This window comes from Paraburkholderia fungorum (genome assembly GCF_003610895.1).
GTDB lineage: Bacteria > Pseudomonadota > Gammaproteobacteria > Burkholderiales > Burkholderiaceae > Paraburkholderia > Paraburkholderia fungorum_B.
Window position 1 is genome coordinate 43,086 of sequence record NZ_MCAS01000033.1, and the last position, 12,486, is coordinate 55,571.

Annotated in this window: 11 protein-coding genes; 5 read left to right on the forward strand and 6 right to left on the reverse strand. The window is 62.3% G+C overall.

Annotated elements, in window-relative coordinates:
* The first annotated feature begins 16 nt into the window (after positions 1–16).
* From cheB to BCY88_RS26470, 3 genes are all read left to right on the forward strand, one after another.
* Entirely contained in the window at positions 17–1,033 is a 1,017-nt protein-coding gene (gene cheB, locus BCY88_RS26460; RefSeq protein ID WP_120347117.1) for a chemotaxis response regulator protein-glutamate methylesterase, read from the forward strand.
* 72 nt (positions 1,034–1,105) lie between these two features.
* Complete coding sequence (locus BCY88_RS26465; RefSeq protein ID WP_120347118.1) at positions 1,106–2,215, forward strand: diguanylate cyclase; 1,110 nt, start codon at positions 1,106–1,108, stop codon at positions 2,213–2,215.
* A 139-nt stretch (positions 2,216–2,354) separates the two neighbouring features.
* Positions 2,355–2,825 (forward strand): HIT family protein, encoded by a 471-nt coding sequence (locus BCY88_RS26470; protein ID WP_120347119.1) that lies wholly within the window; start codon positions 2,355–2,357, stop codon positions 2,823–2,825.
* Between the two features lie 185 nt (positions 2,826–3,010).
* Here BCY88_RS26470 and BCY88_RS26475 read toward each other — a convergent pair whose 3' ends face one another.
* A complete protein-coding gene (locus BCY88_RS26475) occupies positions 3,011–3,190 on the reverse strand; it encodes a hypothetical protein (protein WP_120347144.1) in 180 nt (59 codons plus the stop codon).
* A gap of 288 nt (positions 3,191–3,478) precedes the next feature.
* On the opposite strand from BCY88_RS26475, the gene speG reads away from it, so the two are divergent.
* Together speG and sap1 are read left to right on the forward strand one after the other, a co-directional pair.
* On the forward strand, positions 3,479–4,021 hold the full coding sequence (gene speG, locus BCY88_RS26480; protein ID WP_120347120.1) for a spermidine N1-acetyltransferase: 543 nt from the start codon (positions 3,479–3,481) through the stop codon (positions 4,019–4,021).
* A gap of 443 nt (positions 4,022–4,464) precedes the next feature.
* Positions 4,465–4,803: a surface attachment protein Sap1 gene (gene sap1 / locus BCY88_RS26485; RefSeq protein ID WP_120347121.1), complete on the forward strand. Its 339-nt coding sequence runs from the start codon at positions 4,465–4,467 to the stop codon at positions 4,801–4,803.
* Positions 4,804–5,061: 258 nt separating this feature from the next.
* Here sap1 and BCY88_RS26490 read toward each other — a convergent pair whose 3' ends face one another.
* From BCY88_RS26490 to BCY88_RS26510, 5 genes are all read right to left on the reverse strand, one after another.
* Positions 5,062–6,795: an IlvD/Edd family dehydratase gene (locus tag BCY88_RS26490; RefSeq protein ID WP_120347122.1), complete on the reverse strand. Its 1,734-nt coding sequence runs from the start codon at positions 6,793–6,795 to the stop codon at positions 5,062–5,064.
* Between the two features lie 49 nt (positions 6,796–6,844).
* Complete coding sequence (gene araH / locus BCY88_RS26495) at positions 6,845–7,849, reverse strand: L-arabinose ABC transporter permease AraH (RefSeq protein WP_120347123.1); 1,005 nt, start codon at positions 7,847–7,849, stop codon at positions 6,845–6,847.
* An 80-nt stretch (positions 7,850–7,929) separates the two neighbouring features.
* Positions 7,930–9,480, reverse strand: a complete 1,551-nt coding sequence (araG, locus tag BCY88_RS26500; protein ID WP_183081454.1) for an L-arabinose ABC transporter ATP-binding protein AraG — start codon at positions 9,478–9,480, stop codon at positions 7,930–7,932.
* Positions 9,481–9,580: 100 nt separating this feature from the next.
* A complete protein-coding gene (locus BCY88_RS26505; RefSeq protein ID WP_120347124.1) occupies positions 9,581–10,585 on the reverse strand; it encodes an arabinose ABC transporter substrate-binding protein in 1,005 nt (334 codons plus the stop codon).
* 257 nt (positions 10,586–10,842) lie between these two features.
* On the reverse strand, positions 10,843–12,300 hold the full coding sequence (locus tag BCY88_RS26510; protein WP_120347125.1) for an aldehyde dehydrogenase family protein: 1,458 nt from the start codon (positions 12,298–12,300) through the stop codon (positions 10,843–10,845).
* Between the last annotated feature and the right edge of the window lie 186 nt (positions 12,301–12,486).

The following is a 12,486-nucleotide window of genomic DNA, read 5'->3' on the forward strand; positions in this document are numbered from 1 at the left end:
TGCACGGGTAAAACGGATGAAAATCGGAATCGTCAATGACTTGCCCCTCGCCGTCGAAGCGCTGCGCCGCGCACTCGCCGCGCGCCACGACTACGAGGTGCTGTGGGTCGCGCAGGACGGCCAGCAGGCAGTCGATTTCTGCACCGCGCAGCGGCCCGACATCGTGCTGATGGATCTCGTCATGCCGAACGTGGACGGCATCGAAGCCACGCGCCGCATCATGGCGAAAGCGCCGTGCGCGATCCTGATCGTGACCGTCGACGTGGGCGCGAATGCGTGGCGCGTCTACGAAGCGATGGGCGCGGGCGCGCTCGATGCGGTGGATACGCCCTCGCTGAGCGGCCCGGACGCGCACAAGAGCATCGCCACGCTGATCGCGAAGATCGACCGTATCGCCGCGCTGGTCGCGGAGCGCAACGCGCCTGGCGCCACGGCGGCCGCGGAACCGAAAAGCGTGACGAGCCGCGACACGCCGCTGGTGGCGATCGGCGCCTCGGCGGGTGGCCCGGCGGCGCTCGCCACGCTGCTCGCCGGTTTGCCGAAGGATTTCCCGGCGGCGGTCGTGATCGTCCAGCACGTCGACGCGGCCTTCGCCGCCGGCATGGCCGACTGGCTGAACCAGCAGTCGGCGCTGCCGGTGCGGATCGCGAACGAAGGCGACCGGCCGCAAGCAGGCGTCGTTCTGCTCGCCGCTACTGACGATCACCTGCACCTGAAATTGCCCAACGTGCTTGGCTATACGAAGGAGCCGGCCGAAACGCCCTACCGGCCTTCCGTCGACGTTTTCTTTCACAGTGTGGTGGCACGCTGGCCGGCGCGCGCGATTGGCGTGCTGCTGACCGGCATGGGCCGCGACGGCGCGATCGGGCTCAAGGCGATGCGCACCAAGGGCTACCACACGATTGCGCAGGACGAGGCGACCTGCGCCGTGTACGGCATGCCGAAGGCGGCCGCGGCGCTCGACGCCGCCGCCGCGATTCTGCCCCTGCCCCGTATCGCCGCCGCGCTCGCCACCGCCGTCGGCGCGCGCTAGGGGCCCGGCAAGCGCACACTAGCCACACATTAGCCCGCTACGACTCACTGACATTCATTCTGGCTGACCAATATGGACACTTCCAAACCGCATCAGAACGCCACCGCGCCGGATCTCGCAGAGCACGACGCGAACGCGCAGGGGTACGCGGAGGACGCGCCCAACAGCGCCATCGACGACGCGTTAGCGCGCATCCTCGATAGTCCGCCCGCGGCCGAATGCCCAATCATGGTGCTGCTGGTCGACGATCAGGCGATCATCGCCGAGGCGGTCCGGCAGGCGCTGGCCACCGAAGGGAGCGTCGACTTTCACTACTGCGCGTCGCCTGAAGATGCGTTGCGCTGCGCGGAGGAAACCCGCGCGACAGTGATCCTGCAAGACCTCGTCATGCCCGGCACCGACGGCCTCACTCTCGTGCGGCAATACCGGCAGAATCCGGCAACCCGCGATATTCCGATCATCGTGCTGTCGACCAAGGAAGAGCCGCTGGTCAAGAGCGCGGCCTTCGCGGCCGGCGCCAACGACTACCTCGTGAAACTGCCGGATCGCATCGAGCTGATCGCACGCATTCGCTATCACTCGCGCTCGTATCTGAACCTGCTGCAGCGCGACGAGGCCTATCGGGCCCTGCGCCAGTCGCAACAGCAGTTGCTCGCGACCAATCTCGAACTGCAGCGGCTCACGCATTCGGACGGCTTGACGGGTTTGTCGAATCGACGTTACCTCGATCAGTACCTGGCCGCCGAATGGCGTCGCGGCACGCGCGACAGCACGGGCCTCGGTTTTCTGATGATCGATGTGGATAACTTCAAGGCCTACAACGACACCTATGGGCACGTCGCCGGCGACGAAGTGCTGAAACGCGTCGCGCAAACCATCGAGTCGTGCCTCGGGCGCGCGCCCGATCTTGCGGCGCGGTTCGGCGGCGAGGAATTTGCGGTGGTGCTGCCGGGCGCGTCGTCGGGTGGCTTGCGCCTGCTTGCTGAAAAGATCCGTCTTGCAATCGAAGGACTCGACATTGCGCACGCCGGTTCGGCGAGCGGCGTCGTGACGATCAGCATCGGCGCGGCGGCCATCGTGCCATCCGCCGCCGAACCGGTGACGACGTTGATCGAAGCCGCCGACGTCGGACTGTATCGGGCGAAACGGGATGGCAAGAATCAGGTGGCGGTGAGTAGCTGATTGCCGGCGGTCCGCACCAGATACAGGGACAACGCAGGGACAACACGGGGACAAATACGGCGCGTTGTAACAGAGGTGGTGGACAATATCGCTGACAGCATCTCCACCTTGAACCGTAGGGCAACCCAAAGGACGCGTGATGAACTACGACGACAGCAATCCCTTCGCGAAGATTCTGCGCGGCGAGCTACCCTGCATCAAAGTGGCGGAAAGCGATGCCGCGCTGGCCTTCATGGACTTGATGCCGCAAGCCGACGGCCACATGCTGGTCGTGCCGAAGGAAGCGGTGGTCGAGATTTTCGAGTTGTCGGACGCCTCGACGGTGGCCTGCATGCGCATGGCGCAGAAGCTCGCCATTGCCGTTCGCGCGGCCTTGCGCCCCGACGGCGTATTCATCGGACAGTTCAACGGCTCCGCCGCGGGGCAAACGGTGCCGCACGTGCATTTTCACGTGATCCCGCGCTGGGAAGGACAGCCGCTGCGCATGCATGCGCGCGATGTCGCCGACGCGGCCACGCTCGAAGCGCTCGCCACACGCATTCGCAACCATTGGCGCGCCCCCGCTGACGGCGCGAGGGCCGACGACGACGCAACTGGTCATGCCCCGTAATATGTGTAATGGCTGGTGAAACCAGCCGCACGCGCTGTCCGGCTAGACTGGTGTCTGCCTTGTACCCGCAAGGCATTGAGTGTGGATCTCTTTTTAGCCTGCCCGAAACGGCAGGCTTTTTTATTTGCGGGTTATGTGCGGCTTATTTGCGGGTTATTTGCGGGTTATTTGCGCGTCCAACCGCCTCAAAGCCGATGCCGGGCGCGGCGCAGCGGATGCCGCCAGTCGATGCGGCGCGGTTTCGCTGGTTCAAGATGCATGTCGTGTAGATGCCGATGCTCCTGCCACAATTCGTCTGAGAAAAGAAATGCGACGATGAGTAGCGGGATGACCAGAAAGGCGCCTAGTATCAAGTGCTCGATCACGGTAGCCTCCATCGCAAGAGCATGATTTCATTGTAGAGCACGGTATGTACCTCGACGGTGCCGGGCCCCTCACAAATTTGCGATAAGCGCGTGAAAAGTGGCCTGCGACAACGCGCCACCCCACCCTCGCCGAACCCGCGCGGCGCCTCGCGCCTTGCAGCAACGGTCTGCACCGCCGACAGACGTTGTAAGAACTCCCCGCGCTGCGCCCGGACTAACAGGAAACGCGGGCCCCGGTTCTCACCTCGGGCTTGCGCGCTCAAACCAATAATTCTCAAGGGGAATCCAATGACTATCGAACGCAGCAGCGAACTCACCCTGCGCCCGCTCGAGCGCACCGATCTGCGCTTCGTCCACGAAGTGAACAACAACGCAAAGATCATGCGTTACTGGTTCGAAGAACCCTATGAAACGTTCTCTGAATTGACCCAGTTGTACGACCAGCACGTACACGATCTGCGCGAGCGCCGCTTCGTGGCGATCGACAATGAGGGTCAAACCGTTGGCGTCGTCGAATTGATCGAGCTGGACTATATCCACCGGCGCGGCGAGTTTCAGATCATCATCGCACCGCACGCACAGGGGCGCGGCTACGCCACCGTCGCCACGCAACTCGCGGTCGACTATGCGTTTTCGGTGCTGAACCTGCGCAAGGTCTATCTGATCGTCGACAAGTCGAATACCGCTGCCATCCATGTCTACGAGAAGTGCGGTTTCCGGCACGAGGCCGAGCTCATCGAGGAGTTTTTCGGTAACGGCCGCTATCACAATGCGTTACGCATGTGCATGTTCCAGGCCGAGTTTTTCAAGACCGATCGGCACGGCGAGTGACCTCGGCAGGTGCCGTCAGGGACGTCATGCGACGTCGCCTGGTGCACCTGGCACCGTTTATCTTCTGTACACACACCGTTATTTCGTGATTTTTGATTAGTCGGGTGAATGACTTTGTGTGCAATGCACCAAGTGCGCCCGCTAATTGTATTAAATCACTTAATTGGTGCTTCTCGTTTACGCCAATACGCACCGCAAAGCTTTACTGGTTAAAGCGATGCGCCCTGCCCGTCTTTTAGTTATCCGTTTCAATCCGCCCGGTTTAAGTGGCTGCTCAAGGTTTAAGCAGGTGTGACAGGTGGTGCGACAATTCGCCGCTGTTGCGACCGCACACAAGATGTGCTTGTCGTTCTCTCGCGTTCTCCTAAAGTGCAAGGTGCGGGTTCGACGTTAAAGTTAAATACATAGCTAACCTGAGTATTCAACCCGCACCGGAGGAAAATATGAAAACGCGAATCGCCCTTGTTTTCGCCATTGCGGGTTTAGCCGCCGCTTCTGTTCAGGCGCAGGACGTAATGGTCAAGCCGTCGCAAACCATTCAGTTCAAGGCCAACGCGTATGGCTGTCTGTCGAAGGATAAACTCGACGCCGCCGATCAGCACGCGCAAGCCGGCGAACAGCAAAAGATGCAGGAATTCTTCTCCGGATATCAATGCGTTTCCACGCCAGAGAATTCGAGTTTCCGCGTGGTGCGCGTGGTTGGCCATGATGTCGAATTCGTGAACGCCGGCAATAGTGATACGCAAGGCCTCTGGGCAAACGATCGATTCATCAAACAATAAGCTGAACGCCGATGCTCCAGTGAAACGCTGGGAGTTTTAGGGTTTTAATTTACGCCTGCCACCCGACTTTAAAATCGGGTGGCGGTGAACCTGCGAGTTAAAAAACGGCTGGGCATTACGCGCCCGGCCATTTTTTATGTCCGCTCGCTTTTCCCTCACGTGAAGTCGAAAAAAAAACCGATGCGGGCTTTCGATCCGCATCGGCAATACGCCTTCTCGCAAAGCGCAGGGAGAAACGCCCAGTCGTTCAAACGGCGATCAATGCGAATCGCGCGGCACCGGCGCGCCGCTCGACCCGACCAGAAAGTCGAGATCCGCGCCCTGATCCGCCTGCAGCACGTGTTCGACGTAGAGCTTGTAGTAACCGCGCGCGGGCGGCGCGGGCGGCTGCCACGCGGCACGGCGGCGCGCGAGTTCCTCGTCGGTGACATCCAGATGGAGACGGCGCGCCTCTACGTCGAGTTCGATCATGTCGCCGGTTTGCACGAACGCAAGCGGGCCGCCCGCAGCGGCTTCAGGCGACACGTGCAGCACCACCGAGCCATACGCCGTGCCGCTCATGCGGCCGTCGGAAATGCGCACCATGTCCGTGATGCCTTTTTGCAGCACCTTCTTCGGCAGCGGCATGTTGCCGACCTCCGCAAAGCCCGGATAACCCTTTGGCCCCGCCCCCTTGAGCACCATGATGCAATGCTCGTCGATGTCGAGCGAATCGTCGTCGATCTTCGCGTGCAATTCCTCGATGTTCTCGAACACCACCGCACGACCGCGATGCTTCAGCAGCTCTGGTGTCGCGGCCGACGGCTTGATCACCGCGCCGTTCGGCGCCAGATTGCCCTTGAGCACCGCAATGCCGGCCTTCGGCTTGAACGGCTCGGCGAACGTCGTGATGACCTTCTCGTCATGATTCGGCGCGTTGCGCACGTTGTCCCAGATCGTCTTGCCGTTCACCGTCAACGCTTCGCGGTGCAGCAGGCCTTGCTCGCCGAGTTGTTTGAGCACGGCGGGCAAGCCCCCCGCGTAGTAAAAGTCTTCCATCAGGTACTCGCCCGACGGTTGCAGATTCACGAGGCACGGCACGTCCGAGCCGAGCTCCCAGTCCTCCAGCGACAACTCCACGCCGATGCGCTTGGCGAGCGCAATCAGATGCACGACCGCATTGGTCGAGCCGCCGATCGCCGCATTGGTGCGGATCGCGTTTTCAAACGCCTGGCGCGTGAGGATCTTGTCCATCGTCAGATCCTCGCGGACCATATCGACGATGCGCCGGCCCGCCAGATGCGCGAGCACTTGCCGGCGCGCGTCGACCGCCGGAATCGCCGCGTTGTGCGGCAAACCCATGCCAAGCGACTCGACCATCGAAGCCATCGTCGACGCCGTCCCCATCGTCATGCAGTGACCACGCGAGCGATTCATGCACGACTCGGCTTCGGTGAATTCTTCCTGCGTCATCGTACCGGCGCGCACTTCTTCGGACATCTGCCAGACACCGGTTCCGGAACCGATGTTCTTGCCACGGAACCGTCCGTTGAGCATCGGGCCGCCCGAGACGGCCAGGGCCGGCAGATTGCACGACGCCGCGCCCATCAGCAGCGCGGGCGTGGTCTTGTCGCAGCCGACCAGCAGGATCACGCCGTCCATGGGATTGCCGCGAATCGACTCCTCGACGTCCATCGAAGCGAGGTTGCGAAACAGCATCGCGGTAGGCCGCAGATTGGTTTCGCCGAGCGACATCACCGGAAACTCGAGCGGCAAGCCGCCCGCTTCGTGCACGCCTTTTTTCACGTACTCGGCGAGCTCGCGAAAATGCGCGTTGCAAGGCGTCAGTTCGGACCACGTATTGCAGATGCCGATCACGGGGCGCCCGTCGAATTCGTCGTGCGGAATGCCCTGGTTTTTCATCCACGAGCGATGCAGAAAACCGTCGCGGTCCTTAAGACCGAACCACGCCTGGCTGCGCAGCGGCTTTTTAGTCTGGTTGGAATCAGCCATGAAATCTCCTGTTGGCAAGCATGTAAGAAGGCGGAGCGCCGGGCATCGGTCAATGCACGCGCTTGCTGCGGCGGAACTGATCGAACAGCACCGCGAGCAGCAGAATCCCGCCGCGAATCAGGTATTGGTAGAAGGTCGGCACGTTCCTCAGGCTCATTGCGTCCTGCACGGAGCCCATGATCAGCACGCCGACCAGCACACCGGAAATCGTTGCGACGCCGCCCGTTAGCGAAACGCCGCCGAGCACGCATGCGGAGATCACGCCGAGTTCGAGACCGACTGATGTCTTCGGGTCGCCGAGACTCATGCGCGATGCCAGCATCACGCCTGCAAAGCCCGTTACGAGACCCTGCAATACGAACACTGTGATCTTGATTCGGGTGACGGGCAAGCCCGCGAGCAAGGCGGCCTCGCTATTGCCGCCGACGGCCAGCACGTTCTTGCCGAACACGGTTTTCTTCAGCAGAAAGCCGAACAGCACGAAGCCGACGATGTTGCTCCAGATCGGATACGAAATGCCGAGGAATGCGCCGCCACCGAGGTCGAAGAAACGCTCCTCCGAAATCATCACCGCGTCGCCGTTGGACGTGATGTAGGCGAGGCCGCGCACGACCTCCATCATCGCCAGCGTGACGATCAGCGAATTGATCTTGTAGCGCGCGACCAGCACGCCGTTGACCAGCCCGACCGCGCCACCCGCAAGCACGCCCGCGGCGATGCCGAGCGTCACGCTATGCGTCGCGGTGATCAAGGTGGACGCCACCACGCCCGCGAATGCCACGATCGACGCCACCGACAAATCCACTTCGCCCAGCGCGAGCACGAACATCATCGTCACGGAGATCGAGCCGATCAGCGTGACGGAAAGCAGCAAGCCCTGGATATTTCGCGAGCTCAAAAAATCCGGCACGGTGAATGACAAAGCCGCGAACAGGATGATGAACACCATCACGATGCCGGACTTGTTGATCAGGTCCCAGGTGCGTGCGGCGCGTGCGCTCAAGCCCGAGGAAACGGCGGCTGGCGTAGGGGAGTCGGTTGAGGGTGTGTGCATAGTGTTTGTTCCGTTTTCAATGACGCGATTCGCTTCGGTTGCGTCTCTTCGCCATCGGTTGCCTGATAAGTTCGGCGTTCCTAATGAGGCAGCGCGAGCTTGATCAACGCATCGGGCGTGGCCCGCGCTTTCGGCAGATCGCCGACAATGCGGCCTTCCTTCATCACGATCACGCGATCCGCCACGCCGATCACTTCGGCCAGATCGCTCGACACGACGATCACCGTGCGGCCGGCTTCGGCGAGCCCATATAGCAAGCCGTAAATCTCACTGCGCGCGCCGACGTCGATGCCGCGTGTAGGCTCATCCATCAGGAACACGTCGATGTCTTCGGCGAGCCAGCGCGACAGAATCACCTTTTGCTGATTGCCGCCGGAGAGGGTGCCGATCGGCGTGTCGCCGTTACGCGTTTTGATCGAGAGCTTGCCGATAAACTCCTTGGCGGTCTGTGCTTCCTTGCGGCCGTTGAGCACGTTGAAGCGGCTAAAGTGACGGCGGCAACTGATGTTGAGGTTGTCCGACACCGAAGCAATCGACACGATGCCTTCCTGCTTGCGATCTTCCGGGCACAGCGCGAGACCTGCACGCACGGCATCGCGCGGCGTGGCGAAGCGCACGCGCTGGCCTTTGAGCATGATCTCGCCGGCGGCCGGTTTGACCGCGCCGTAGATGAGCTTCATCAACTCGGAACGTCCCGCGCCGACCAGTCCGAAGAAGCCGAGAATTTCGCCTTTGCGGGCTTTGAACGAAGCCGGTTCGCGCAAGCCGCGGCCCATCAATTCGCTGACTTCGAGCTGGACGCCACCGAGCTCGCGTGAGCGATAGCCGTACACGTCCGCGATCGAACGGCCCACCATGCAGCTGATCAGGCGATCGCGATCGAGTCCTTCACCGGCCTCGAACGTATCGATCCGGCGGCCGTCGCGAAACACCGTCACCCGGTCGCACAGCTCGTACACTTCATCCATTCGATGCGTAACGTAGATGATCGCGCGGCCCTCGGCCTTCAAGGCGCGGATGATGCGGAACAGCTGCATGGTTTCGCGTGACGACAACGAACTGGTTGGTTCGTCAAAAGCGATCACGCGTGCATCGCGCATCAGCGCCTTGCCGATTTCGATCATCTGCCGCTGACCGATCGAGAGATTTTTCACCTGCTGCGCAGGGTCGATCTTTTCGCCGAGTCTTTCCAGCTCGCGCACCGCGCGTGCAATCAACGCCTTTTCATCAAGCAGACCGAACCGATTTGGCAGGGCGCCGAGCATCAGGTTTTCCGCAACCGTCAGCTCGGGCACCAGATGCAGTTCCTGATAGATGATCGCGACACCCGCCGCGATGGCCGCCTTCGTGGTGACGAACTGCTGCTCGACGCCATCGAGCGACAGCGTGCCCACCGCAGGCTGATTCACCCCGGACAGCACTTTGAGCAGCGTCGACTTGCCGGCGCCGTTTTCTCCCATCAGCCCGTGTACTTCGCCGCGCCGCACGTCGAGCGACACCTGGTCGAGCGCCAGCACGCCGGGAAAGCGCACGGTGATGCCGTCGAGTTGCAGATACGGATCAGCCGACGTAAGGGGAGGTGAGGGCGCTTGCGCGGACCGCGCCGTTTCACCTGTGTGAGAAATCGTCATCGAAAGCCTCTTGCTGATGGACAGGCTGTGCAGCCGTTTTTCGCGTGAGCGCTAGCCTCAACGCAAAAAACGGCCTGCAGCGTGCGGACTCGAATACCGCTTAAATACCGAGCTCTTTACGCACGTCCTGCCAGTTGCCGCGCACCATCAGCTTGCCGGTGGTTTGCGTATCGGCCGGCGGCTGCTTGCCGTCCTTGATCCACTCCACGAGATTTTCCGTGCTCTCCTTGCCGTGCATCGTCGAGCTCACGGCGATGGTGCCGTAGAAGCCTGTCGGTTCCTTCTTCTGGAACTCGGCAAACGCTTCGCCCGCACCGTTGATGCCGACACCAATCACGTCGGCCGCCGGAATATGCAATTGCTCGGTCGCGCGAACGCCGCCCAGCACGCTTTCCTCATTGAGCGCGAAGATCACCCACTTCTTGATGTTCGGATGCTGTGCGAGCACCGGCGACGACGCGTTGAAACCGCCTTCGTCATCCGTGGTCTTTTGTGGCGCGTCGAAGATGTTTTCCTTTTTGAAGCCGCCGGCCAGCAGCGTTTCCGTTGCGCCGTCGGTACGCAGCTTGGCAGTCGGCAATTCGTAGTTCGTGATGCGCAGCGCGCCGACTTCTTCCGGCTTCCAGCCGCGGCGCTTCATCTCTTCAGAAATTGCCGTGCCGACCTGATTGCCGATCTTGAACGCGGACATGCCCAGATGCGGCACGTTCGGCAGCGGCTTGCCGGTGGAGTCGACCAGTTGATCGTCGACGGTGACGAACTTCATGTTGTAGCGCTTCGCACGCGCCTGGATCGCCGGTCCGAGCCGCACGTCCGGCGCGCAGATCACGAAACCTTTGGCGCCTTGCGCGCCGAGGTTGTCGATCGCGGCCAGCACTTTTTCGCCGTCCGGCGTGCCGATGTTCACCACCGAAAAGCCGTCCTTCTGACCGAGCGCCGTGGCGGCTTTCTGTTCGTTGATGAACCAGGCCTGTTCCGGCATCTTCACGAGGAAGCCGACTTTGAGCGGCTGATCGGCATGCGCGGAGAATTGCACGGCAAAGGGTGCGGCGAGTGCCGTGGCGGCGATCGCGAATAGCGTCAAACGGCGAAGCTTGCTGGTCATACCTGTCTCCTGAGGTTGAAAAGCTGCATTGGTTTCGTTTATTTGCAGCGAAGGTGCACGGCGGCGTCAGCCGGAACGTGGATAAGCGTTGAGGTGGGCAACTCGAATCGCGGCACTCCGCGGCTCGCAGTGCACGGCATGCCAGGCGCCGAGATTCGCCGCCGGGCGGACCGCAAGATGCACAGCAGCTACGGCGCCATAACGGGCGGCGGATTGCGCCGTGGGCGATGTGACCGGGTAAGCACGTCTCATGGCCGTCATCCCGCGACATAAGCCGTTTTCACGGCTGTCCAGAACGCTGCGTCGGTTGCGCCATAGGCGGATGCCTTGCGCCCGCCGCCGGGCGTGTGATGTTCGACAGCTGTCGTCGGCAGATTGATCGTGACGAGGCCGCACTGCGCGTGGCGGCGGAAATGCCGGGCGCGGCTCAGCGAGCGCGTACAGATGCCGGCGCATAACCCGTAGGCGGTGTCGTTCGCGAGATGCAGGGCATGGTCGTAATCGTCGGCGCTCAGCACGACGGCAAGCGGGCCGAAAATCTCTTCTCGCGCGATGCGGTGTTCCGGTTCGGCGACAAACAACGCGGGTTCAAAAAAGTAGCCCCGCGTCGCGCGTTCTGCACGCTCAAGCTGACGGCCGCCGTACAGCAAGTGCGCGCCTTCCTGCTGACCGGCGCGCACGTAATCGAGACTGCGCTCCAGCTGCGCGGCGTTGGCAAGCGGGCCGATATCCGTGCCGTGCTTCAGTGCGTGATCGACGCTGAGCTTCGCGAGCCTCGTCTGCAACGCGTCGACGAACGGCTCGAACACCGCGCGCTCGACGATCAGCCTCGACGCCGCCGTACTGCGCTGGCCGGCGCAGCCATAAGCGCCGCTGAGCGCCGCGTCGACCGCGCCGTCGAGGTCGGCATCGGCCAGCACCACGAACGGATTTTTGCCGCCCATTTCCAGCTGCACACGCGCCTGTCTCGCGGCCGCAACCTGCAGGACGCGGGTGCCGGTTTCGGCCGAACCGGTGAAGCTGATCGCCGCCACCAACGGATGCGCGGCGACCCGCGCGCCGACCTGCCGCCCGCTGCCCATCACGAGATTGAATACGCCGGCCGGCAAACCGGCGCGGCTCACTATCGAGGCCAGCGCCGCCGCGCAAGCCGGCACCGATTCGGCCGGTTTGAACACCACGCAATTGCCGTGGGCGAGGGCGCCGCCGATCTTCATCGCGGCAATCGCCAGCGGCGCGCTCCACGGCGCGATGATGCCGATGACGCCGAGCGGTTCGCGCGTCATTTCGATCTCGACGCCGGCGCGCGCCGACGCCCCGGGCTCGGCAGACACGCGAATTGCCTCGGCGGCGAAGAACCTGAAAATCTGGCCGGCTCGCGTTGCTTCGGCCAGCGCTTCCGGCAGCGTCTTGCCGACTTCGCGCGCAAGCAGACGGGCCAGTTCGTCACGCCGCGCCAGCATCTCGCTGCCGATCGTATCGAGCGCATCCGCGCGGCGCTGCGCCGAACTGAGCGACCATTCGCGGAACGCCGCGCTAGCCGCTTCGATCGCAATGTCGGTCTGCCTCGCGTCGGCCCGCACGTATTCGCCGACCGGCTCATCCAGGTCCGACGGATTGAGCGACACACCCGTCGTCGCGCCCGTCTCCCAGCCGCCATTGATGTAGTGGCGGAACGGGCTGGCAACAAGCGGGACAAGCGGATCGCGGTTCATCGAGGGAAGGCCGTCATCTAGGGACGCTCATCAGGAAATTCATGAGGAAGCTCACAAAGTCCACGAATGGTATGAGTCGCCCCAATAACTTTCCAATCCCTTTTTCGGCCATCCCGATATCAATTTCGATATGGCATGATGGAGTCTTCACGACGTCAAATCGTCCGATAGACGGCTTCAGGCCGC

Excerpts from the sequence above, each read along its gene's own strand:
- cheB (WP_120347117.1), top strand. The coding sequence starts at position 17 with ATGAAAATCGGAATCGTCAATGACTTGCCCCTCGCCGTCGAAGCGCTG.
- BCY88_RS26465 (WP_120347118.1), top strand. The coding sequence starts at position 1,106 with ATGGACACTTCCAAACCGCATCAGAACGCCACCGCGCCGGATCTCGCA.
- BCY88_RS26470 (WP_120347119.1), top strand. The coding sequence starts at position 2,355 with ATGAACTACGACGACAGCAATCCCTTCGCGAAGATTCTGCGCGGCGAG.
- speG (WP_120347120.1), top strand. The coding sequence starts at position 3,479 with ATGACTATCGAACGCAGCAGCGAACTCACCCTGCGCCCGCTCGAGCGC.
- sap1 (WP_120347121.1), top strand. The coding sequence starts at position 4,465 with ATGAAAACGCGAATCGCCCTTGTTTTCGCCATTGCGGGTTTAGCCGCC.
- BCY88_RS26490 (WP_120347122.1), bottom strand. The coding sequence starts at position 6,795 with ATGGCTGATTCCAACCAGACTAAAAAGCCGCTGCGCAGCCAGGCGTGG.
- araH (WP_120347123.1), bottom strand. The coding sequence starts at position 7,849 with ATGCACACACCCTCAACCGACTCCCCTACGCCAGCCGCCGTTTCCTCG.
- araG (WP_183081454.1), bottom strand. The coding sequence starts at position 9,480 with ATGACGATTTCTCACACAGGTGAAACGGCGCGGTCCGCGCAAGCGCCC.
- BCY88_RS26505 (WP_120347124.1), bottom strand. The coding sequence starts at position 10,585 with ATGACCAGCAAGCTTCGCCGTTTGACGCTATTCGCGATCGCCGCCACG.
- BCY88_RS26510 (WP_120347125.1), bottom strand. The coding sequence starts at position 12,300 with ATGAACCGCGATCCGCTTGTCCCGCTTGTTGCCAGCCCGTTCCGCCAC.